The sequence below is a fragment of the Providencia sp. genome, assembly GCF_040396775.1.
Lineage (GTDB): Bacteria > Pseudomonadota > Gammaproteobacteria > Enterobacterales > Enterobacteriaceae > Providencia.
This window is the reverse complement of record NZ_JBEBNT010000010.1, coordinates 101443-125314: the sequence shown is the minus strand read 5'-3', so window position 1 is coordinate 125314 and position 23872 is coordinate 101443. Positions and strand designations below refer to the sequence as shown.

General features: G+C 42.6%; 24 protein-coding genes. 9 read left to right on the top strand and 15 right to left on the bottom strand.

What is annotated here, in order from left to right:
* From ABWP91_RS12410 to ABWP91_RS12375, 8 genes are all read left to right on the top strand, one after another.
* A partial coding sequence (locus tag ABWP91_RS12410) for a fimbria/pilus outer membrane usher protein (RefSeq protein ID WP_353243543.1) occupies nucleotides 1–2267 on the top strand: 2267 nt, incomplete at its 5' end.
* 14 nt (nucleotides 2268–2281) lie between these two features.
* On the top strand, nucleotides 2282–3262 hold the full coding sequence (locus tag ABWP91_RS12405) for a fimbrial protein (protein ID WP_353243542.1): 981 nt from the start codon (nucleotides 2282–2284) through the stop codon (nucleotides 3260–3262).
* 10 nt (nucleotides 3263–3272) lie between these two features.
* Nucleotides 3273–3791, top strand: a complete 519-nt coding sequence (locus ABWP91_RS12400) for a fimbrial protein (protein ID WP_353243541.1) — start codon at nucleotides 3273–3275, stop codon at nucleotides 3789–3791.
* 16 nt (nucleotides 3792–3807) lie between these two features.
* Nucleotides 3808–4305 carry a fimbrial protein gene (locus ABWP91_RS12395; RefSeq protein WP_353243540.1) on the top strand — a complete coding sequence of 166 codons (498 nt, stop codon included), beginning with the start codon at nucleotides 3808–3810 and terminating at the stop codon, nucleotides 4303–4305.
* A gap of 48 nt (nucleotides 4306–4353) precedes the next feature.
* On the top strand, nucleotides 4354–4623 hold the full coding sequence (locus ABWP91_RS12390; protein ID WP_353243539.1) for a helix-turn-helix domain-containing protein: 270 nt from the start codon (nucleotides 4354–4356) through the stop codon (nucleotides 4621–4623).
* A gap of 2 nt (nucleotides 4624–4625) precedes the next feature.
* A complete protein-coding gene (locus ABWP91_RS12385) occupies nucleotides 4626–5621 on the top strand; it encodes a fimbrial protein (protein WP_353243538.1) in 996 nt (331 codons plus the stop codon).
* 267 nt (nucleotides 5622–5888) lie between these two features.
* A complete protein-coding gene (locus ABWP91_RS12380) occupies nucleotides 5889–6137 on the top strand; it encodes a helix-turn-helix domain-containing protein (RefSeq protein ID WP_353243537.1) in 249 nt (82 codons plus the stop codon).
* A gap of 48 nt (nucleotides 6138–6185) precedes the next feature.
* Nucleotides 6186–6473, top strand: a complete 288-nt coding sequence (locus ABWP91_RS12375) for a helix-turn-helix domain-containing protein (protein ID WP_353243536.1) — start codon at nucleotides 6186–6188, stop codon at nucleotides 6471–6473.
* A gap of 63 nt (nucleotides 6474–6536) precedes the next feature.
* Here ABWP91_RS12375 and ABWP91_RS12370 read toward each other — a convergent pair whose 3' ends face one another.
* Nucleotides 6537–7418 carry a LysR substrate-binding domain-containing protein gene (locus ABWP91_RS12370; protein WP_353243535.1) on the bottom strand — a complete coding sequence of 294 codons (882 nt, stop codon included), beginning with the start codon at nucleotides 7416–7418 and terminating at the stop codon, nucleotides 6537–6539.
* A 183-nt stretch (nucleotides 7419–7601) separates the two neighbouring features.
* Here ABWP91_RS12370 and ampC point away from each other — a divergent pair, with 183 nt between their 5' ends.
* Nucleotides 7602–8750 carry a class C beta-lactamase gene (ampC, locus tag ABWP91_RS12365; RefSeq protein ID WP_353243534.1) on the top strand — a complete coding sequence of 383 codons (1149 nt, stop codon included), beginning with the start codon at nucleotides 7602–7604 and terminating at the stop codon, nucleotides 8748–8750.
* Between the two features lie 178 nt (nucleotides 8751–8928).
* Here the strand turns inward: ampC and hemN are convergent, their stop codons facing one another.
* The 14 genes from hemN to greB form a co-directional block, all read right to left on the bottom strand.
* Nucleotides 8929–10302 (bottom strand): oxygen-independent coproporphyrinogen III oxidase, encoded by a 1374-nt coding sequence (hemN, locus tag ABWP91_RS12360; protein WP_353243533.1) that lies wholly within the window; start codon nucleotides 10300–10302, stop codon nucleotides 8929–8931.
* 333 nt (nucleotides 10303–10635) lie between these two features.
* The gene (gene yihI / locus ABWP91_RS12355; RefSeq protein ID WP_353243532.1) at nucleotides 10636–11154 is read right to left on the bottom strand and encodes a Der GTPase-activating protein YihI; all 519 of its coding nucleotides are present in this window, start codon (nucleotides 11152–11154) and stop codon (nucleotides 10636–10638) included.
* A 442-nt stretch (nucleotides 11155–11596) separates the two neighbouring features.
* On the bottom strand, nucleotides 11597–12931 hold the full coding sequence (locus ABWP91_RS12350; RefSeq protein ID WP_353243531.1) for an NCS2 family permease: 1335 nt from the start codon (nucleotides 12929–12931) through the stop codon (nucleotides 11597–11599).
* A gap of 182 nt (nucleotides 12932–13113) precedes the next feature.
* Nucleotides 13114–13866, bottom strand: coding sequence for an amino acid ABC transporter permease (locus ABWP91_RS12345; protein ID WP_353243530.1), 753 nt, complete (start codon nucleotides 13864–13866; stop codon nucleotides 13114–13116).
* Nucleotide 13867: 1 nt separating this feature from the next.
* Entirely contained in the window at nucleotides 13868–14620 is a 753-nt protein-coding gene (locus tag ABWP91_RS12340; RefSeq protein WP_219245367.1) for an amino acid ABC transporter permease, read from the bottom strand.
* A 111-nt stretch (nucleotides 14621–14731) separates the two neighbouring features.
* Nucleotides 14732–15571: an ABC transporter substrate-binding protein gene (locus tag ABWP91_RS12335; protein WP_219245366.1), complete on the bottom strand. Its 840-nt coding sequence runs from the start codon at nucleotides 15569–15571 to the stop codon at nucleotides 14732–14734.
* 460 nt (nucleotides 15572–16031) lie between these two features.
* Nucleotides 16032–16745 carry a phosphate signaling complex protein PhoU gene (gene phoU / locus ABWP91_RS12330; protein WP_353243529.1) on the bottom strand — a complete coding sequence of 238 codons (714 nt, stop codon included), beginning with the start codon at nucleotides 16743–16745 and terminating at the stop codon, nucleotides 16032–16034.
* A 13-nt stretch (nucleotides 16746–16758) separates the two neighbouring features.
* Entirely contained in the window at nucleotides 16759–17535 is a 777-nt protein-coding gene (gene pstB / locus ABWP91_RS12325) for a phosphate ABC transporter ATP-binding protein PstB (protein WP_219245365.1), read from the bottom strand.
* Nucleotides 17536–17572: 37 nt separating this feature from the next.
* Complete coding sequence (pstA, locus tag ABWP91_RS12320) at nucleotides 17573–18454, bottom strand: phosphate ABC transporter permease PstA (protein ID WP_502935811.1); 882 nt, start codon at nucleotides 18452–18454, stop codon at nucleotides 17573–17575.
* 1 nt (nucleotide 18455) lies between these two features.
* Complete coding sequence (pstC, locus tag ABWP91_RS12315) at nucleotides 18456–19412, bottom strand: phosphate ABC transporter permease PstC (protein WP_206084973.1); 957 nt, start codon at nucleotides 19410–19412, stop codon at nucleotides 18456–18458.
* A gap of 109 nt (nucleotides 19413–19521) precedes the next feature.
* On the bottom strand, nucleotides 19522–20565 hold the full coding sequence (pstS, locus tag ABWP91_RS12310) for a phosphate ABC transporter substrate-binding protein PstS (RefSeq protein ID WP_353243528.1): 1044 nt from the start codon (nucleotides 20563–20565) through the stop codon (nucleotides 19522–19524).
* Between the two features lie 500 nt (nucleotides 20566–21065).
* Nucleotides 21066–22397 carry a two-component system sensor histidine kinase EnvZ gene (gene envZ / locus ABWP91_RS12305; protein WP_353243527.1) on the bottom strand — a complete coding sequence of 444 codons (1332 nt, stop codon included), beginning with the start codon at nucleotides 22395–22397 and terminating at the stop codon, nucleotides 21066–21068.
* Nucleotides 22394–23113: an osmolarity response regulator transcription factor OmpR gene (gene ompR / locus ABWP91_RS12300; protein ID WP_042847751.1), complete on the bottom strand. Its 720-nt coding sequence runs from the start codon at nucleotides 23111–23113 to the stop codon at nucleotides 22394–22396. The genes envZ and ompR overlap by 4 nt, the downstream gene beginning before the upstream one ends.
* Before the next feature lie 114 nt (nucleotides 23114–23227).
* Entirely contained in the window at nucleotides 23228–23713 is a 486-nt protein-coding gene (greB, locus tag ABWP91_RS12295) for a transcription elongation factor GreB (RefSeq protein WP_353243526.1), read from the bottom strand.
* Nucleotides 23714–23872 lie beyond the last annotated feature (159 nt).

Genomic DNA, 23872 nt, shown 5'->3' with positions numbered 1-23872 from the left:
ATAGCGACAATACATTAGCACCGTGTTTAACGCTGGACGATTTAAAAAGTTTTGATATTAAAATTGCGGATTACCCTGAATTACACAATACCCAAAATAGCTGTGTCAATTTGTCGGTTATTCCCGATGCCAAAAGTAACTTTGATTTTGATTCTCAACGTTTGTATTTAAGCATTCCACAAATCGCGCTGGCGAAAAACCCTCGGGGTTACGTGGACTTAGCGGATATCGACAATGGAATCACCGCCCTACTACTCAATTACAGCTACAGCGGTTCGAAAAATACTGACCGTAAAGGCGGCGAAGATACCACGTCAAACTACGTGAACCTACGTCCGGGCATTAACATTGGGGCATGGCGTCTGCGTAACTACACCACATGGTCAAATAGCAGCGGGCAATCCAATAAGTGGGACACCATTTACACCTATGCCTCCCGTGGGATCAATAGCCTAAAAAGCCAGTTAACCCTTGGAGACAGTATATCGCCATCACAAGTGTTTGATAGCGTACCATTTCGTGGGGCGCAACTCGCCACCGATGACGATATGTACCCTGAAAGTTTACGCGGCTATGCCCCTGTGGTGCGCGGAATAGCGCGCAGTAATGCACAAATCACCATTCGCCAAAATGGGTATACCATTTACCAAACTGACGTCGCCGCAGGGCCATTTGAAATCAGTGATCTGTACCCAACGGGAAGCAGCGGTGACTTACATGTGACAATAAAAGAGTCGAATGGCAGTGAACAAGTGCAAATCGTGCCGTTTGCATCACTCCCTGTGTTGCAGCGCGAAGGGTATTTAGCCTATAGCGCCACTGCGGGGCAATATCGCTCTTATGATAGCCACGTAGATAAAACTAAATTTGGCCAGTTTACCTTAGTTTATGGCTTACCCCATGGCGTGACCGCCTACGGTGGTAGCCAGTTAAGTGAAGATTATCAATCCTATTCAGTGGGTGCGGGGCAAAACTTAGGTCGGTTTGGAGCAGTGTCTATTGACGTCACCCAGTCCTACGCTAAGTTGCGTAGCGACATCAAAGAGCGCGGACAATCATACCGTTTTCGCTATAACAAAAACCTAAATGATATCGGCACCAATATCGCCTTAGCAGGTTATCGCTATTCCACAGAAGGGTTTTACAGCTTATCGGAAGTGTTCGATACCTTCCGTGATACCAACTATGTACCTGAAATTGAACGCCGCCGTAATCGCGGGGAAATTACCTTGAGCCAAAATCTGGGAGATACTTACGGTTCAATTTCAGCGGGTTACGTCAACGAAGATTATTGGAATAGCGACCGCAAAACACAGTCCGCTACGCTGGGTTATAACAATAGCTGGCAAGGGATCAGCTATGGGCTGAATTATACCTATAACAAGGATACCAGCAGCTATTCATACACAACGGGAACGAAAAATCAGAGTGCTGAAGATCACCTATTCACATTCTCGGTCAATATTCCGTTTAGTTTATTTGATGATACTGCGTACATCAATTTTGTCAGTAACCACAGCAGCCGGGACTCTAGCACAGGTAGTATAGGCGTTTCTGCATCTCAGCTTAACAACCGTTTAAATTGGAGTATGCAACAAGGCTTTACCAACCAAGAAACGGGGACAACAGGTAACTTGAATGCCTCCTATAAAGGGCAATACGGTGAAGTTTCTGGTGGTTCGGGTTACAGCAAAGACAACTACAACCTGTATTACGGAGTGAACGGCAGCTTAGTCGCACACTCGAACGGGTTAGTATTAGGGCAGCAGTTGGGTGAGACCGCCGCCATTGTGGAAATCCCGAATGCAGGTGATGTACCGATTATGAACCAAGCGGGCGTGGTGACGAATAACCAAGGTTATGCATTAGTGCCGTACGTGACGGCTTACCGCAAAAATACCGTGGATATCGATACCTCAGCGTTACCCGATAATACCGAAATGGAGTTAACCAGCCAAACCGTTGCACCAAGTCGTGGCGCCTTAGTAAAAGCGAGCTTTGCGGCGAACGTCGGTTACCGTGCGATTATGACGCTAACCTTTGCAGACGGTAAGCCGGTACCATTTGGAGCGCAGGCCATCTTTAACGATAACAACCAATTAAATAGCCTAGTCGGCAATGATGGTGAAGTGTATTTATCCGGTTTAGCGGAAAGTGGCCATTTTATTATTCAATATAACGAGAAACAACAATGCCAAGTGAATTATAACTTAGCAGGAATTTCAGATTATATGGGCTTATATAAAACCACCGCAGTTTGCCGATAATAAGGAAATAGGTTATGAGAAAATTAATTTATCAATCAATATTAGCGGCTAGTTGTGTATATTTATATTCAGGGTATGCGAGTGCGGCTTGTACGCAAAATCCTAACTTCAGAAATATACAGGCTAATGTTCCATCTGCAACCTATAACCTTCAATATGATGATACTGTTGCAAGAGATCTTGGCTCGTTCAATATACGTTACTTATCCGCTTCATCAACAAATACTTATGGTGAAAATACCAGCTGTGGTAATTCCTACTTATACGGAAATTTCGTCAACAGTTGGACACCTAACAATTATATCGCCCCTTCGAATATACCCGGAATTGCCATTACAGTTGCAACTGGGGGTATTGGTGGCAATTTTAACCGCCGACTCGGGCCTCAAACCTCAGGGATGTTAGGTTGGGTTATCTATGACACCGTTTGGCATATTACAATCAAAAAAACTGGGCAAGTGACTAGCTCGGGTGTGATTCGCTCAGGAAGCATTGCACAACTAACCCAAACTAATAGTGGAGCATCAGGTACATGGTATTTAACAACTCTAAATATGCCTGCTAATGCCATTCGTATAAACGTATTAAGCTGCTCATTAAAAAGCCCAGTCCCAACAATTAACTTAGGTGACTGGTATGATACTCAGTTCCCTACGGTTGGTAGCACCAGCACGGAAGTCGATATCCCGATTACTTTAACCTGTATGGCAGGCACCAATATTAAAGCAACCGTCGCGGCAACCAGTGGCACCATTAATGCCGCACAAGGCCAATTAGCCTTATCAGGGGGGGCAGATAAGGCCACTGGGGTTGCAATACAAATTGTCGACGCCAATAAAAACCCTATCCCTTTAAACAGCAAACGAACAATCAAAGATAAAGTAGCGGCTGGTGATCATATTTTCGGCTGGAAAGCGCGATATATTAAAACTACTGATAAAATTACCCCCGGCCCTGCAAATGGCACCGCTACTATTAATATTCGCTATGAGTAGGAATAATGCTATGAAAAAAATATTACTCGCTATTTTATCGATAAATTTATTCGTCGTGAATTTATCCTCTTTTGCAGGTACGAATATTACTGTTAATTTTACGGGCAACATTAAAGCCGCTACTTGTAATATTTCTGGCGGTAATAATATTGATATTGATTTAAAACGTTTGCCCATTGATATATTTAATGGCGCACAAACAGGTTCTACTTGGAATACATTTAATATTAAATTAAATAATTGCTCGTCATTTGTAAACCAAATCAAACTGACCTTTACGGGTACGGCTGAAACTGGCGATACCACCAGTAGTTTATATAAAAATTTAGGTACCGCAAAAAATGTTGCCGTGCAATTACAAAGTAATGACGGGGTAACCCCCTTAGGTAATTTAAAAGTCTTACAGGTGCCACTAAATGGGCAACCCGATATTACCATCCCATTGCGTACCCGTGCTTACAGTGCTGTGGGTAATGTGGTTCCAGGGTCAATTTTAGCCAATATTACCGCCACGATTACCTATTTATAAGAAAAGGAATGAACTAATGAAAAAATTAGCACTTTCATTATTGCTGGTATCTGGCCCCTTGTTTGCAGCCGACCAGCAAATCAATATTAATGTCCGTGGCTATGTCACAGCAATGCCGTGTGAATTAGAAACCACAAACTATGTGATTGATCTTAAAAAAATTAATATTTGGAATATTAAGGCAACTCAAAAATCCCCTTGGGTGGATTTTTCGGTGAAATTAAAAAATTGCCCCGTAGCAACTAAAGAAGCGGTAATGACGTTATCTGGCACACCTGATACCACTACACCAGACTATTTTATTAATAATGGCACAGCAAAAAATGTCGCTTTGAACTTGGCTGATGGCACCAGCAAAACCACTCTTAAAAATAATGCAAAAATCACTATTCCTGTGAACAGCCAAACTCGCAGTGTGGAGTTTCCATTTTCAGCTCGCGTAGCCGGTTATGGCAGTGGTATGGAGCCCGGTTCATTTCGTAGCCATCTAGAATTTAATTTTGTTTATCATTAATCGTATTGAAAAATAGTGCCTTTTCTATTTCTGATTAGAGGTGGTTAAATGTCTGAGTATTACCCAGTATCTAGAATTATTGGAAATAAAATAACTTATTATCGAAAAATGAAAGGCATGTCCCTGCATGACCTTGCCAAAATAATTGGCGTTAGCGAGCAGCAACAGTCCCGTTATGAAAGAGGGGTTAATCGTATTAATCTGGATAGATTAAACCAATATGCAACTTTTTTCGAAACAGAACTGATTAATTTCTTTAATTTTTCAAATGAAGAAAAAATGAAAATAATTGAAACCTATTCATTAATGTATAAATAGCAATGAAGATCAAAAAAAGAATATTTAACTATAAAACACTGCCTGCATTCATATTATTAAATGTAGGTTACGCTAATGCTGCTTGTATTCAAAACCCTAATTTAAACAATGTTGTGGTTAATGTACCAGCAAGAACATATTCGCTCCAATATGATGACACAGGAGCTCGCGATTTAGCGACTATTCAAGTCAACTTTAAAAGTTCACGAGTCAATACATATTCCGGCCCAATGAGTAATGGTAAATGTGGGAATGCCTATTTATATGCTGATTATGTCAATGGTTGGGTGCCAAATGGGAATAAAATTGCCGCCAGTAATATACCCGGCATCAGTATTCAAGTGAAGGCAACAGAAATCGGCTTCTTAAATACACGCTATGGACCACCCACTGCAGACAATCCAGCCGCTTGGGGCATACCTAATCCATATTGGACGATTACTATCAAAAAAACAGGTCAAGTCACACAAGCAGGCAGCTTAAAATCAGGGCTTGTTGGTAGATTAACACAGCGAAATCCAGCACCACATAACAGTACTTGGAATCTCACATCGTTAAATATCCCAGCAAACACAATAAAAATTAATGTATTACAGTGTTCGACAAAAGCCAACAGTTACAATGTCAACTTAGGGACTTGGCATGATACACAATTTTCAAGCATCGGGAGTTTTAGCAACAGCTACAACATCCCTGTCACCCTAAGCTGTGCTGCGGGTACAAACCTAAAAGTGACTGTCACGAGTAGTGCTGGATATGTTGATACCAACACAGGGAAAATTAAGCTATCTGGTCAAGGCCAAGCAACAGGTGTAGCAATTCAGTTATTAGACAAAAATAGTAACCCGATAAAACTCAATTCAACATTCACGTTGCAAAATAATGTTGCAAATGGCGATTATAACTTCAATTGGAAAGCACGTTATGTTAAAACTGCGAATAAAATAACACCAGGCACGGCGAATAGTATAGCGACTATAAACATCAGATATGAATAATCGAAATTATACTCATCAGTATTTAGCTATTAATAAGAATTTTTTATACTCGTTAAATAGTGAGCATTATGTTTCAAATTGAAATCAATTAAGTTAAATTTCAATATCAAGTTAATTTTTCAAAATTTAATAATGAAAGCCTATTCTAATACCAATTACTCTTTGTTAGAGTAATAAATTAATATAAAAACCAATTTTATTTAAAATTCTTTTTTATGTCAAAGTAGTCATTTTAAAATATTTGTTTAGATATAAAAGGAGTTTAATATGCAGAAAAATTACCCTGCATCAAAATTAGTCGGTCGTAAAATAACTTACTATCGGAAAATGAAAGGCATTCCATTATCTAAAATGGCCAATGATTTTGGAATAAGTGAACAACAACAATCAAGATACGAACGGGGAATCAACCGTATTAACTTAGACAGATTAGCACAATATGTTAATTACTTTGAAATTAACTTTTATGATTTACTATCTAATAAAGATATAAAAGAATTAGCGGAACTAAAATAAGTAAAAATACCTAAATTAATATTAATAAATTATTTATTAAGGCATATTATGAGCAAAAAAATATCCACATCAGTAGGTGTAAAAATTAGGTCATTAAGAGAAAGTTACGGTATGAGTGGCAAGGAACTCAGTGTTTTGTTAGGTATTAGCCAACAACATCAATCTCGCTATGAAAATGGAGAGGTGAATATCCATGTTGATACGCTATTTCAACTTTGCCAAATATTCGATATCGACCCCGCCTACTTTTTCTCTGACTATAACCCATTACATCATGCCAATAACGTTATTCATGACAAAAAAAGTTTCTATGAGGCCGAAACGCTTGTGTTTTAAAACATGGTATTCAGATAAACTGCAAAATAACCCCGCCTAAGCCAGCTACATCATTGTGCTGGCTTAACAATGTTGAGCCTCTTCTAATATCCATTGCTGGAAAATGTTCATCGCGGAAGTCATCGGCTTTGACTTTAAACGGCTAAGCCAGTAGCCACCTAATGTAACGCCAATATCAAAAGGTTGCACCAGTGCTCCAGCACTAATTTCGTGCTCAAACATACAGCTTGGCACTAATGCAACACTATCCGTTAATATTGCAGCCTCAACCATTAAGCGCGAGGAGTCAAACACTGGCCCCTTCACTCGCCATGGCTCGACTTGTGCAGCAAGAAACCATTTTTCCCACTCATCTTTACGGTAAGAACGCAGTAAATTGCAGTCTTTTAAATCCAGTGGTGATACTAAATTAGCAGCGACTTTTTCTGTGCATAACACCGTATGGGATGTCGAAAATAAAGGTGTATTTTCCACTAATGGCCATAAGCCTTCCCCAAAGCGGATGGCGAAATCAACACCCTCAGCCGCCAAATTGACTACGTTATTGTGGGTCATAATCCTCAAATCAATATAAGGATACAAATCAGAAAATTTGCTTAAACGTGGTAATAGCCACCCCACCGCAAAGGTACCTACCACCGAAATGCTTAACACTTCATGATAATGGCCATCTTCAAATTGCGTTAGTAATGACTCGATTTGATCAAAAGAACGGCTCAATACGGGCAACAAAGCTAAGCCTTCATCTGTTAACGCCAAACCTCTTGATAGGCGAATAAATAATTCTAACCCTAATTGCTCCTCCAACAAGCGAACCTGCTGGCTCACCGCAGCTTGAGTCACATTCAACTCCAACCCTGCTCGCGTAAAACTTAAATGCCTTGCAGAGGCTTCAAATGCACGAAGTGCATTAAGCGGAAGGCGATGACGATAATTTCCTGACATAAGATTTTCTTTTGGCTCATCGAATTTTATATCGTTTTAAAAAATAATTTAAAACACGCATACTCTTGCCCAACAACTACTTTAACCCGCTAATTGTGATATTACGGCACTTATCTGTCGCACAGAAGCATTTTTCAAAACCAGTTAGCAATAACTTAAACTTTTATTTAATTGGACAACTCTATGAAAAATATTTTTCGTCAGGGGCGGATTTTTGTCGCTCTTAGTTTGGCTTTTACGACCCTTTCAGCCAACGCGTTAAGCCAACAGGATGTTGATAACATCATTAAACCGTTGATGAAAAAGCAAGGTATTCCAGGGATGTCTGTTGCCATCTCCATGGAGGGCAAAAGCTACATTTATCACTATGGCGTACAATCCAAACAGAGCCAAGAACCTGTTAACGACAACACATTGTTTGAAATTGGCTCACTATCTAAAACATTCACTGCCACTTTAGCCGCCTATGCACAAGTACAGGGTAAATTAGATTTTTCACAAAAAGTGAGCCACTATCTACCTGAATTAAAAGGCTCTGCATTCGACCATATTACGGTAATGAATCTTGCAACCCATACATCGGGTTTATCCTTATTTGTTCCTGATTCGATTACAAATTCAGCGGAATTAACCCGTTATTACCAAAATTGGATCCCTGAAAAATCGATTGGCCAGTTTCGTTCATACTCTAATTTAGGGACGGGCTTATTAGGTATTGTGACAGCAAAACAGTTAAAAATGCCTTTTGAACAAGCCATGGAAAAATTGATGCTACCTTCCCTTGGCCTCAAGCACACCTATATTCATGTGCCAAAAAACCAGCAAAAAAATTATGCACAAGGCTACAATAAAAAAGACCAACCTGTACGAGTCACCCCACAAATTTTAGATGCGCAAGCTTATGGTTTAAAATCAAACGCGAAAGATTTAATTCGTTTTCTTGAAATTAATATGCAAACGGTAAAAGTGGCAAAACCGTGGCAAGAAGCGGTGGAAGATACCCATACCGGGTTATATTTAACCGATTCATTTGTGCAAGATATGATGTGGGAAAGCTACCCATGGCCAGTATCGCTTTCGCAATTACAGCAAGGCAACCGCGATGAAATGGCATTGCAGCCGCAAAAAGTGGATGCGATTCAACCCGCATTACCACCAGAAACCCGTGCTTTTTATAATAAAACGGGCTCAACCAATGGCTTTGCCACCTACGCAGTATTTATCCCTGAAGAGCAAGTCGCTGTGGTGATCCTTGCCAATAAATGGTATCCAATCCCCGAGCGTATTAATGCCGTTTACCAACTAATTGAAAAGATTGATAACCAGAATTGATGCTTAATTCTAAAGCCAGCACAGTTATTGCGCGAAATATGACCCGCTTTCAATACTCAAAATAGTTCGTGCTAGAGCAAGGCGGCAAAAATTCGGATATCTCGGGGAGCATACAAAAGTATGTGACCCGAGTAGCCGAGAGCAGGCAACAACGCGACCGCTTGAAATATGCAGAGTATTAGATGACGCGGGAAAACTGCCGCTGCCTCATCTGCCCCCGCAAATACACATCAAAACACATGCACACATTGCGGATTAATAGGCGCCCTTGCGGAGTTACTTTGATACCTGTGTCTGAGATTTCCACCAGCCCATCATCTGCCATTGGCTTCAATAATTCTAAATCCTCTTTAAAATAAGATTTAAAATCAATCGGATATAGAGCTTCTATTTGTGAAAAATCCAGTTGGAAATTACAGATTAAGGTTTTGATCACATCACGGCGCAGACAGTCGTCATCAGTTAAAGCCAAGCCACGCCATAAGGCATGCCCTTGCTCTTCCACCTGTGCATAATAGGTTTTTAAATCTTTTTGGTTCTGCGCGTAGTTATCCCCTAGCATACTGATTGCCGAAACGCCTAAACCTAGCAGGTCGCAATCCCCTTGGGTGGTGTAACCTTGGAAGTTACGATGCAAAATCCCTTCCCGCTGCGCCACTGCTAGCTCATCTTCAGGGCGGGCAAAGTGATCCATCCCAATAAACTGGTAGCCCCCTTTGGTTAGCGTCGCAATGGTATCTTGCAGAATATCGAGTTTTTGCTCCGCGCTCGGTAAATCTTCATCTTTGATTTTGCGCTGCGCAGCAAATAGATTTGGTAGGTGAGCATAATTAAATACGCTTAAGCGGTCTGGTGATAACTCCGCCACTTTTTTCAATGTAAAGGCAAAGCTTTCGGGGGTCTGTTTTGGTAAACCATAAATCAGGTCAATACTGGTTGATGTAAAACCCGTTTCTTTTGCACGTTTAATCAAGGCAAAGATAAAGTCTTCGTCTTGTTCGCGATTCACTAGTACCTGCACTTCTTTATTGAAGTCTTGCACGCCCATGCTTAGGCGGTTAAAGCCTTCATGGCGCAAGTGGTCAATCATATCGAGTTCGATTTCGCGCGGATCGACTTCAATGGACATTTCCACATCATCGGCAAAATGAAAATGTTTTTTCAATAAACCAACTAAATGACTAACTTGGGCTTTATCAAGATAAGTCGGTGTACCACCGCCCCAATGCATTTGCGTGACCGTGCGGTTTTTTAATAAAGATGCGCGTTGAATGATTTCTTTTTCAATAACTTTTAAATATTCATCCGCTTTATGTTTTTGGCGAGTAACTAATTTATTACAGCCACAGAAATAGCAGAGTTTATGGCAAAAAGGAATGTGCACATATAGCGATAACGGGCGTTCGGGATAACGCGCCGTGGCGCTAATAAACGCTTGTTCATCATAGTCTTGATTAAATTCCAAGGCGGTCGGATATGACGTATACCGCGGCCCTGAATAATTGTATTTCTGAATGAGAGAAAGATCCCAAACAATATTTTGCTCTGACATAACATTCCTCAATTGACCAAAAGCTCAAACCATTACAACGGGTTGCACCTTATTTAATTTGTTATTCGGTGGTGTAAAAATTTTATCGCATACATAACGTTATAGACTCTAAATATTTCAAGTTGCGGCTAGGCGGCAAGTGAATGAGTCGCTAGGAGTATACATAAGTATATGACTCGTGCGAATGAACGTAGCCAACAATGCTGCAGCTTGAAATATGACGAGTATTATAAAGATGTTAGAGAAAAGAGACTTGATGCAACATCAAAGAAAAGTGTGTTTATAGAAAAAACAGACGCATCCCCCGCTTACACGAGGGATGGTTAAACGAAGTTATTTGCTTTTTAAGATGCGCATGATGTCATCTAATTTATCTTCGTCTTCTTCCTCTTCTTCTTCGTCAGCATATTCAATGCCTAAGATATTCATCAGTTCATCAATACGATCTAAACAAGTGTTGATGTATTTTTGCTCTTCTGCATTAACCGTTTCGCCATCTTCTAAACGAGCCAATAAGCTATCTAAACGGTCATCGCTTTCTAACAGCTCTAACTCTTTTTCAGGCGTCAGTTTTTCTTTAACAACTGGCTGTTTTTTCTCAACAACAGGTTTTGTAATTTGTTTTTCATCCACAACCAAAGGAACCGGTTTTTTGCTACCTAAACGTGGATCAGCGGAGGCATTTTGCCCACCATTTTGCTTGTTGGATGCTTGTTCTTCATAGCGGCTGCCAGATTTATGACCACGATGTTTTTTCTCGCGTTTACGTTCACGGCCTTCCGCGTTTAATTCTTCTTTAGTTTTACGGTATTTTTTCTTTGGCTTAGCTGCCGGTTTTTTTGGTGCATTCATGGTCTGATACCTTGATAAAGTCAGTTTCTGCTGCGAAATCTAGCAGGATCCCATAAAGGGGGAAAGCACTAGTTTGCAATTTCAGCGGATTTTTTATTCCACCCTGCCTTCGCAACAGTACTTTACTGATTATACCTTAAATAATTCGCGTTGCATGTAGAGGGATTCGAATAGAAGAAAGAGAAATGATTAACTCATTAAATGACTTTAAAAAATTTGTGCAGCTAAACAAAGTTAGCTCTAGGAGCATACACAAGTATGTGATTAGAGTTAGCAAACGAAGCCAACACAGTTAATGTGACTTATTAATGCTCTAAATAATTCGAACTGTGGCTAGGCGCCAAGCGAGGTTATCTCGGGGAGCATACACAAGTATGTGACCCGAGTAACCAAGTGTAGGCAACAACGTCACAGCTCGAAGTATGACGAGCATTCGAGCATTTTAGGCGTCGACTAAAATCATTTTAAGCAAAAACATCGCTGCCACTAAAATCACGCACAGGCCCAGATCACGCCAGCGTCCTGTCCCGATTTTCATCGCACAGTACGCAATAAACCCTAACGCAATCCCTTCTGTAATTGAGAAGCTAAACGGCATCATCACTGCGGTAATAAACGCAGGGACGGATTCCGTTAAGTCATCCCATTTCACGCGAGTCAGGCTTGAAGTCATCAACACACCCACGTAAATCAATGCACCCGCAGTTGCATAAGCAGGAACCATACCCGCAAGTGGAGAGATAAACATGGTCAATAGGAACAAGATACCAACCACGACTGCCGTTAACCCTGTACGCCCACCGACTGACACTCCTGAAGAGCTTTCAATATAGGCCGTTACCGATGAGGTTCCCATTGCTGAGCCAGCGACTGAGCTTAAGCTATCAACATACAAAGCTTGCTTCATACGAGGGAAAGTCCCGCGTTCATTGGTGATCCCAGCTTTGTCAGTTACACCAATCATGGTGCCTGATGAGTCAAATAAGTTGACTAACATAAAAGCGAAAATCACGCCAGATAACGCTAAATCTAATGAGCCTGCGAAGTCCACTTGACCTACGACGCTAGTGATACTTGGTGGGATAGAGAAAATGCCCGTGTATTGCACATCACCGAGGGCCAGACCAATTAAGGTGGTCACGACAATAGACACTAACACCGCCGCATGGATATTACGCGCCGCTAAAATGGCGATAATAAAGAAACCCAGCGCGCCTAACCACACGTTATGGTGTGTTAAGTTACCGATAGACACCAATGTATCTGGGTTTGCCACGATAATACCGGAGTTTTTCAACCCCATCATCGCAATAAATAAACCAATACCGCTGGTGATCCCCACACGTAAACTCAGAGGGATATTCGCAATAATCCAATAACGAATGCGGAATAATGTCAGGATAAACAAGCCAACTGCGCCCCAGAAAACAGCGCCCATCGCCACTTGCCATGAATAACCCATCGCGCCAACCACTACAAATGCAAAGAAGGCATTCAGCCCCATCGCGGGTGCGACCGCAATCGGTAAGTTAGCGAGTAAGCCCATCAAAATACTGCCAATTGCCGCAATCAAGCAGGTGGTAACGAACACCGCTTTGATATCCATGCCTGCAATTGACAAAATTTGAGGGTTAACAAAGACGATATACACCATCGTCAGGAAGGTTGTGAAGCCAGCGACAACTTCAGTTCGTGCGGTTGTGCCGTGTTCTTGTAATTTAAAAACACGCTGAAACAAGCTCTGCGATTGTGCCGAGCTAGAAGATTGATTACTCATTAGATATCGCGCCCAAAAAAAGTTTTTTTCGCCCTATACTACAATTAAAAATCGAAAAAGAAAACGATTGCGTAAAATTCAACAGGCAAAATGTCCTAACTAACTGATACAACGCGATGAATTATGAAAAAGAATAAAAATGGGTTTTGGTAAGATGGCGGTATAAAAACCGCCATTCCTATTTAGGATAGTGCTAACAATTTTTGTCTACGCCAAAATAATAAGCTACGTTTTGCCGCCCGCTTGTATGGGTCATTTTGCGCACTGAGTTTTTTCGCCGCCACATTGGCAATGATTTCTACCGCAAAACACATCACAAAGTAGATAAATGCCACGAATAAGAAAACTTCCAGTGGATAAACCATTTCGCGGTTATTCACTTGAGTTGCTAAGAAAGATAATTCAGCCACACCAACAACATAGGCTAATGAAGTGTCTTTAATCAGCGCCACCCATTGGTTGATAAACGACGGCACCATCATACGTAATGCTTGGGGTAAAACGATATTCCACAGTACTTGCCAGCGGTTGAAACCAAGGGACAACCCTGCCTGCCATTGCCCTGCGCCTATCGCTAAGATCCCGGCTTTCACAGCATGGGCTAAGTAAGCGGAAGTGATCAAGGCGAGTGCACAGACTACCGTGGTGATCCCGGGGATTTCTGTGCCTAATAAAATCGGTAGCAAGAAATAGGTCCAAAATATCAACATAATGACAGGAATTGCACGGAAAAAGCCTAAAACTGCTGCAAATAGGTTAACCCAAAAGCCACGTAACATGGCTAATGCAATACCGCCCAAGGTTCCTAAAACAATGGATGCTGCCCCTGCTAACAAACTAATTACCAGCGTCAGTGCTGCCCCTTCTAATGGGCCGTCAGGGAAAGTCCCAAACAGTAAATATTGCCAATTTTGTTCGATCACTGAAAAATCCATGTTACACCCCCTGAGCCAAGTTACGTTGCAAGCGCCACTGTCCCCAACCTTCCATCAACGCAATAATGGCGATATACAGCACCGTTGCTACCCCAAATGCAGTGAAGGTTTGTAAGGTTTGGCTATCCACTTGGCGAGACACATAAGAGAGCTCCGCGACGCCAATCGCCATGGTTAAAGACGAATTTTTTACCACGTTCATGTACTGACCAAGTAACGGCGGCATGGCGATTTTGACCGCTTGAGGCAATACCACCAATTTCATCGCTTGCCACGAAGTCAGTCCCAGCGCAAACGCGGCATATTTTTGCCCTTGGCGTACCCCACGGATCCCCGCGCGAATTTCTTCCGCAATAAAAGGGACGGTGTATAACGTTAACCCAATAAAACCGGCTAAAAACTCAAAAGAAGGCCAACCTACAGTGAGCCCAAATACGTTGATTTCATGGGGTGTATTTAGCCATTCCATCGCCGCAGAAGGGAGAATTTCCCCCGAGGCGAAATACCAGAAAAATAACTGCACCAACAAAGGCGTGTTTCTAAAAATAGAAATATAGATGCTCACTCCCCAGCGCAGAGGAGCAATCTGGCTATCCTTTGCTGATGCAACTAAAAAGCCTAAAAAGGTGGCGGCAATAATGGTGCAAATCGAGATCCAGACTGTTAAAACAAAGCCATAGCCGAACCATTCAAGGTACTGTGGCGCGAGTAAATGCGCAGACCAAAAATCACCGCTGACAAATTTCTCAAACATAGTTCACGACCTATTTCTTTCACATCCTGTGACTAAAAAACTCACCCCGTATAACCAAGAACCCCGCACACAGTGCAGGGTCTCAAATCACTCAATTCTTGCCACTATCGATTAAGATTGTGGTTGTTGTTCGCTCAGTGGGGCAAATTTAAAGTCACCGCGTGGTTGAGCAGCTTTGGTGTCTGGACCAAACCAACGGTTATAAATCACTTCGGCTTTACCGTCTTTTTCCAGTTTCAGCAGGGTTTCATTCACGTTTTCAACTAAACGCGTTTCGCCTTTGCTGGCAGCCAGAGCTTGGTACTCTTTGGTTAAGCTAAACGGTGAAATTTCAAAATCTACTTTTACTTTTTCTGGCAAGTTACCTAATAAGCCAACCAGTTTTGCATCGTCTTGGGTAATCGCTTGGACGTTACCATTACGCAGCGCCGCAAATGCTTGCGGAGTATCATCATAAGAAATCACTTTGGTATCTGGGAAACGTTCACGCAGTGTAACTTCCTGCACCGTTCCTTTATCGGCACCAATACGCAGTGGTTTGATGTCATCAGGGGTTTTTAATACGCCTTTACGAGCAATAAATTTTTGGCCAGTGGCGAAATCAGGGATAGAGAAATCAACCTGTTTTGCACGCTCATCGGTAATGGTGAAGTTCGCCCCAATCAGGTCAACTTTACCAGAGGTCAGCAGTGGAATGCGGTTTGCAGGGTTTGTTGGGCGCAGTTCAAGTTTCACACCTAAGCTATCTGCAATTTCTTGCGCGATATCAACGTCATAACCCGCTAGCTTTTTAGTTTGTGGGTCAATAAAACCAAACGGAGGATTGCTATCAAATACGGAGATGCGGATCACACCCGCTTGTTTAATATCATCTAATTTATCTGCGCTAGCGACATTCGCTGTCAGCGCCAAACCTGTAAGTAAAACAGTCGTCAGAATACGAGCTTTCATTGAATACCCCTAGTGGTAAATTTATGTAAATCGACCACCACACGCTATCAACTATCTCTTAGCACCTGAAATAATATTAAATAATATATTTATAACAAAATGGAATATATGAAAGTACAAAAAAGGGGCAAATGCTATAACAAAGGCCCCCGAATATGGTTTTCACCATCAATAGACTCTTATCGAGCAAGAAGAAAGTCCGTATAAAAATCTTAAGCTAAATTTTTAGATACGTTGTACCTAAAAAACAACCATTTAATTTTCTAAATCATTCGCGTTGTGGCTAGGCGGCAAAATGAGGATAGCTTGGGGAGCATACACAAGTATGTGACCCAAGTAGCCGAATGAAGCCAACACCGCCACAGCACGAAGGATGACGAAAATTGGGAGCATACATAAGTATGTGACTAGAGTGGCGTTGTGCAGCCAACGCCGCTACAGTGCGAAATATGACGAGCATTTATTTGCTAGTGAGCATTTTTTCTAAATTATCCCCACCCACATGACGGAAATCCTGCCCCTTCACATAGTAGAAAATAAACTCACAGATATTTTGGCAGCGGTCTCCGATACGCTCGATTGAGCGTGCGCAGAACAGCGCCGTTAACACGCTTGGAATGGTGCGCGGGTCTTCCATCATGTAGGTCATTAGCTGACGCACAATGCCTTCGTACTCTTGGTCCACTTTTTCGTCTTCGCGGTAAATACGAACGGCTTCTTCGAGATCCATACGCGCAAACGCGTCCAACACATCATGCAGCATTTGCACTGTGTGGCGGCCTAGCGATTCTAAACTAACGAGAAGCGGCTGATGTTGCTGCGAAAATTTCTCCAATGCGGTTTGGCAGATTTTATCGGCAACGTCACCGATGCGCTCCAATTCCGCAATAGTTTTGGAAATTGACATAATCAGTCGCAAGTCACTCGCCGTTGGCTGACGCTTAGCGATAATTTTGACGCACTCTTCATCAATAGCCACTTCCATCATATTGACTTTGTGGTCATTTTCGATAACTTCACGCGCTAGAGCTTCATCCTGATTATGCATTGCCGTGATGGCTTTGGTGAGCTGTTCTTCGACCAGCCCTCCCATTGTCATTAATTCAGTATGGATATGTTCCAGTTCCGCATTGAACTGCCCAGATATATGTTTGTTGTGATTCAGCGTATCCATCGTCGGCTCCATATCAACCGTAGCGGCCAGTAATATAATCTTCAGTTTGCTTCATTTCTGGGGTGGTGAACATCTTATCGGTATGATTAAACTCAACCAATTCACCTAAATACATAAATGCTGTGTAATCAGAACAGCGCGCCGCTTGTTGCATGTTGTGGGTAACAATCACGACGGTATACTCTGATTTTAATTCACTGATTAACTCTTCAATACGACCTGTGGAAATAGGGTCCAAGGCTGAACAAGGTTCATCCAGCAATAACACTTCGGGACGAATCGCAATACCACGCGCAATACACAGGCGCTGTTGCTGACCACCCGACAAGCTGTAACCGCTTTGGTGCAGTTTGTCTTTGGTTTCATTCCACAGTGCCGCTTTAGTTAATGCCCATTGCACGCGCTCATCCATTTCCACACGAGACAGTTTTTCAAACAAACGCACGCCAAACGCGATGTTGTCGTAGATAGACATTGGGAATGGCGTTGGTTTTTGGAACACCATGCCCACTTTTGCACGTAATAATGCGATATCTTGTTTATCCGTCAGGATGTTTTGACCATCCAGTAAGATTTCGCCTTGTGCGTGTTGTTCGCCGTACAACTCATACATTTTATTGAAAGTACGTAATAATGTGGATTTACCACAACCTGATGGGCCGATAAACGCCGTAACTTTGTTTTTCTCAATGTCTAAAGAGATATTTTTCAGTGCGTGAAACTTGCCATAATAGAAGTTGAGGTCACGGACTTTAATTTTACTGTTCGCAATTTCGTTTGCATTAATCATGGTTACTTTCTCTCTAAATCTTTATTTATCCGGGCGATTAGTGTTTTTTCTGTGCAAACACAACGCGGGCAATGATGTTAATGATCAGGACACACAGGGTAATTAACAGCACCCCAGCCCAAGCGAGATCTTGCCATTCCGAGAATGGGCTCATTGCAAATTTGAATATAGTCACAGGTAAGTTAGCAATTGGCTCGCTCATATCTGTACTCCAGAACTGGTTCGACAATGAAGTAAACAGGAGCGGTGCGGTTTCCCCCGCAATACGCGCAATTGCTAGCAAGATCCCTGTAATAATCCCGGATACTGATGCTTTTAATGTAATGGATAAAATCATTTTCCATTTTGGTGTTCCAAGAGCATAAGCCGCTTCACGCAAGCTATCCGGTACCAACTTCAGCATGTTTTCAGTGGTACGAATAACAATGGGAATTTGCAGCAATGCCAGTGCAATCACCCCAGCCCATCCAGAGAAATGCTGCATTTGCGCCACCACAATGGTGTACACAAATAAGCCAACAACGATAGATGGTGCTGATAACAAAATGTCATTAATAAAGCGGGTCACAGACGCTAGCCATGATTTACGGCCGTATTCAGCTAAATAAATTCCCGCTAAAATCCCTAAAGGCGTTCCAATCACCGTTGCCCATAAAATTAATAAACCACTACCGACGATCGCATTCGCTAAACCACCGCCTTCGGTATTTGGTGGCGGGGTCATTTCGGTAAACAGGTTGAGGGACATGCCGTCAATCCCTTTGGTCACCGTCGAAAATAAAATCCACACTAGCCAGAACAACCCAAATGCCATGGTCAGCATTGAGACAAACAGCGCCATTCTATTCACTTGGCGGCGCCATGCTTGACGGCGGGCGCGTTCTTTCTCATTGACGATAAAAGGTTGAGATTCAGACATATTAACGGCCCTCATTCTTCGCAAGACGCATTACCATCAACTTGGAAATTGCCAACACAATGAACGTGATAACAAACAGGATAAGCCCAAGTTCCATCAGCGCTGAGGTATGTAAGCCGCTTTCTGCTTCCGCAAACTCATTCGCCAATGCAGAGGTAATACTGTTCCCTGGCATGAAGAGAGATGCGCTATCGAGTTGGTAAGTATTACCAATCACGAAGGTCACTGCCATGGTTTCACCCAATGCACGGCCTAACCCTAACATCACCCCACCTATTACCCCGTTTCGAGTATACGGCAGTACAATGTTCCAAATCACTTCCCACGTGGTACAGCCAATTCCGTAGGCTGACTCTTTCATCATCACCGGGGTTTGTTCAAACACATCACGCATAACAGACGCAATGTAAGGAATAATCATGATCGCGAGGATAATCCCCGCCGCTAAAATACCTATCCCGAAAGCAGGGCCTGAAAATAACTCACCGACAATCGGAATACTCGACATCACGTTGCCGACTGGCTCTTGGAAGTATTCTGCGAATAGGGGGGCGAAAACGAATAAGCCCCACATCCCGTAAACGATACTGGGAATGGCGGCAAGCAATTCAATAGCAATCCCTAATGGACGCTTTAGCCAATTTGGTGCAAGTTCCGTTAAGAACAGTGCAATACCAAAACTGACAGGCACCGCGATAATCAGGGCGATTAGCGAGGTTACAATGGTACCGTAAATCGGCACAAGGGCACCAAACTGTTCCGCTGGCGCATCCCACTCTTTAGTCCATAAAAACGAAAACCCAAACTTCTGCATACTTGGCCAAGATGCAAAAATAAGGGAAATAATGATGCCACCGAGCATTAATAAAGTGATTAGCGCGGCAATCTTTACCAGTGCACCAAAAATTACATCACCTGATTTGCTGGGAGCTCTAAATGCCGTTGTTTTTTCGGCCATGCGCTTTGTTCTCTTTCCATTCCTACTTGGTTTGTAGGATTGCGTTACAACAATGAGCGGGTAAGCCCTGTTCCTCAGTACTTACCCGCCATTTCCAACCCGAGGGGCATTAAAACAATGCTTTACCTTGGCTATCTTTAATTTCTGTTTTCCATGCTGCACGAACGGCTGTTACAACTTCTTGAGGTAAAACGGCGTAATCCAGTGCTTCTGCTTGCTTGCCGCCTTTATCGTACGCCCAGTTGTAGAAGTCGAGAACTGCTTTACCTTTCTCAGCATTCGCTTGTTCTTTGTGTACTAAGATGAACGTCGTTGACGTGATTGGCCATGCGTTTGCGCCGTCACGGTTAGTCAGGTCTTGTGCAAACGACTTAGACCAATCAACTTTTTTCGCTGCTGCGCTGAAGCTTTCACCTGTTGGTGATACCGCTTCGCCATCCGCAGAAACTAACTTAGTATACGCAAGATTATTTTGTTTTGCGTAAGCATATTCAACATAACCGATAGAGCCTGGCAGGCGCTGTACGAACGCTGCAACTCCGTCGTTACCTTTGCCGCCTACGCTGTTTTTTGGCCAGTTAACGGTTGAACCTGCACCAACTTCATCTTTCCAACCTGTGCTGACTTTTGCTAAGTAGCTTGTAAAGACGAATGTGGTACCTGAACCGTCAGAACGTCTTACCACCGCGATGGCTTGGTCTGGTAAGTTTGCATTTGGGTTTAATTTTGCGATAGCAGGGTCATTCCATTTGGTGATTTTACCTAAATAGATATCACCTAATGTGTTGCCATCTAAAGTCAGTTGGCCTGACTCTATGCCTTTTACGTTAACCGCCAGCACCACACCACCAATAACAGTAGGGAATTGGAACAGGCCATCTTCTTTTAATTTTTCGTCAGTTAATGGCGCATCAGATGCACCGAAATCAACGGTTTTTGCATTAATTTGTTTTACACCACCAGAAGAACCGATCCCCTGATAGTTCACTTTATTACCTGTTTCTTTCTGATAAGAGTCTGCCCACTTCGCATAGACAGGAGCAGGGAAGGTCGCGCCAGCTCCGGTCAGGCTGGTAGCAGCAAAAGAAGACATTGCAGTCAGAGATAAAGTTGCTGCCATTACGCTTGCTAAGGTGGTACGCGTCATTTTCATAATCCCTCCGGGGATGTATAGAAACAATCAAGTATAAAATTGTTGGGTGTATGTCACGGTAGGAAAAATAGGACAATTTAGTTACGACAACATGTCGTTTTTATGACAGTTTTATGACAATTGATTATTTTTTCACTGAGGACGAGATAAAGCCAGGAAGGATAAAAATAAAAATAAATTAAATTCAAATAGTTAAATAAAAATCGCATCAAAATACGTTTGAAAAAGAAAAATGACAGACTGTCATAAAAGCGAAAAATATTTTTAGTCTAGGCAAAAAAGGATAGCGCTAAATAGTTCAAGTTATCGATAGGCGCCCAAGGAGCCTGAATACAGATAATACGCAAAACAATTCGAACTCTATAAATAGGAAGATAGCTCTAAATAGTTCAAGCTGTAGGTAGGCGCCAAACGAAGATATCCCTAGGAGCATACGCCAGTATGTGACTAGGGGAGCTGAGTGTAGGCAACACCCCTACGGCTTGAAATATGACGAGATATCAGTCTTCTTTTTCTTTGAGAGGGAGCAAAGCCCTAATCGCAAACCCGCCACGCTCACTTTTGTGGATCTCAATACTCCCTTCATGGGCATCCACTATACGGCGTATAATCGCTAGCCCCAAACCTGTCCCTTTGTTGCTTCGTGCTTTTTCACCTTGCACAAACGGTTGGAATAAACGGTGGATATCTTCGTCTTTGATCCCTGCGCCGTCATCTTCCACTTGGAACCACACGAAATCTTCGGTTTTTCCACTGCTGACTTTGATCCAGCCATTCCCATAGCGATAAGCATTCACAATCATATTGGTGATTGCACGCTTAATCGCCAGCGGGTTACCGTTCACAATCATAGAGCCTGGTTCTAACGCGGTTTCAATTTCGCCGATAACATTACTTTCAGCACTAACCGCTTCCATAAGGATAGCGTTGAGATCGCAGAACTCCATATCCATTTCTTGACCTGTTTTCAGGTAAGACATGAATTGGCCGATAATCGCGTCACACTCTTCAATATCTTTATTGATAGACTCTGCCAGATAGCTGTCTTCTGGGCTCATCATTTCTGTGGCTAAGCGAATACGAGTTAACGGTGTTCTTAAGTCATGGCTGACCCCTGCCATCAGGACAGTTCGGTCATTTTCAAGGGTTTTAATCCCTGCGGCCATATGGTTAAAAGACCGAATTGCTGCTCTAACTTCCGTTGCCCCCTTTTCTTGCATCGGGGGCAAGACAAAGCCCTTTCCGACCTCCCCTGCGTGGTACTCCAATTCAAGCAATGGCTTGTTTTGGTAGCGGATATACAGCCATACCCCCGCAAAAATTGTGAGGAAAATAGTTAAGGTATACCTGAAGACAAGGGAAAATTGATTTTGACCAATTTCAGTCAGGGGAACTCGCACCCAGATATCGGGAGCGAGGTAAGACGTTAACCACAAAATCGGATACTCACGGCCAAGTTCAAGATGAACACTCGCCTTTCCACCTAAGTATTGCGACATGTGGTCACTCAGAAAGTCATACTCTTTAGCCCAGTTCAGCCCCTCTTCCATTGCAGCCGAGTGGGCATAGAACGTAATACCTAATTCGTTGTAGATTTTCTTACGCAAAGCGGGAGATACCCGCACTGAGGTTCCATCTTGCAGCACCATTTTCTCAGTCATCAATGTTCTTACTTCGTACGCAAGGACTTTATTGAATTGCTGTAAGCTTGGCATCACAACAAAATTCAATACAACCATGTAGCTGGTCACTAAACTTGCGAACAGCAGCGCAACAAATAAGAACAACGAACGAGAAAATGTACTACGTCGAGAGAACCTCAGTCGCTTCATGCTTTACTTCCATCCGGAACAAACACATAGCCCAAGCCCCAAACCGTTTGAATATAACGTGGGTGAGCAGGGTCTTCTTCAACCATACGACGTAGGCGTGAAATTTGAACGTCGATAGAACGCTCCATCGCACTGTATTCGCGGCCTCTCGCTAAGCTCATCAGCTTGTCACGAGATAACGGTTCCCTTGGGTAAGAAACCAGCACTTTTAATACTGCGAACTCGCCGCTGGTCAATGGCATATTTTCATCGCCTTGGAACATTTCACGCGTTCCGAGATTCAGTTTAAATTTACCAAAGGTAATGACTGCATCATCTTGAGATGGTGCACCCGGTAATTCATTCGCTTGACGACGTAATACCGCACGAATACGTGCAAGCAATTCACGCGGATTGAACGGTTTTGGAATATAGTCGTCCGCACCAATTTCTAAACCAACAATACGGTCAACTTCTTCGCCTTTCGCCGTCACCATAATGATAGGAATTGGGTTATTTTGGCTACGTAAACGGCGGCAAATTGATAGGCCATCTTCACCCGGAAGCATTAAATCTAACACGATCAGATGAATAGATTCCCTCGTCAGGATCCTGTCCATTTGTTCAGCGTTCGCAGCACTCCTAACCTGAAAACCTTGTTCAGTGAGGTAACGCTCCAGCAGTGCACGTAAACGCATATCATCATCGACGACAAGAACTTTATAACTTTCCTGCATTTTGTAGCCCTCAAGATGTGCATCTTTCAAATTATTGTTCTAAAAGTGAACAAAAACACGTTTAATGTTCACTAATTTACCATTAACCATAGATTTAATGAATCATTTTACACTTCAGGCGGTTAGTGGCTTATAGCTTATATCTAATACAAAATAAGTGACTTCCCCACCCGGTGTATTCACCGTAATTTCATCTTCAACCTGCTTGCCTATTAGGGCGCGAGCAACGGGAGAGTCAATTGAAATCCATTGTTTTGCAGGATCAAATTCATCCGCACCGACAATGCGGAATATTCTGATATTTTCATTCTCATCTTCAAGTTTAACCCATGCGCCAAAAAAGACACGGCCTTCTTGGCGAGGATCGGGCTCGATAATCCTGAGTTGATCTAACCTTTTAGATAAAAAACGAATGCGTCGGTCTATCTCACGCAACCTTTTTTTACCGTAAATATATTCTGCGTTTTCTGAGCGATCGCCTTGTGCCGCAGCTTCTGACACGGATTGAGTGACTCTAGGCCGTTCCTCTTTCCACAGATACTTCAGCTCCTTGTCGAGCGTATCCCAACCTTCACGCGTTATTAATAGACTTTTCGCCATAACCTTAGAATATTAGTCAATAAAGACAACAATTATAATATTTTATAGAACATAATCTGAGACTTTCCTACCAATAGACCGAAATTCAGTCTGGAAATTCTCGCTACCACCAAGTATAACAGTGCAGTAAATTTTTTAACTGTTCTTTCAGTAGGTATT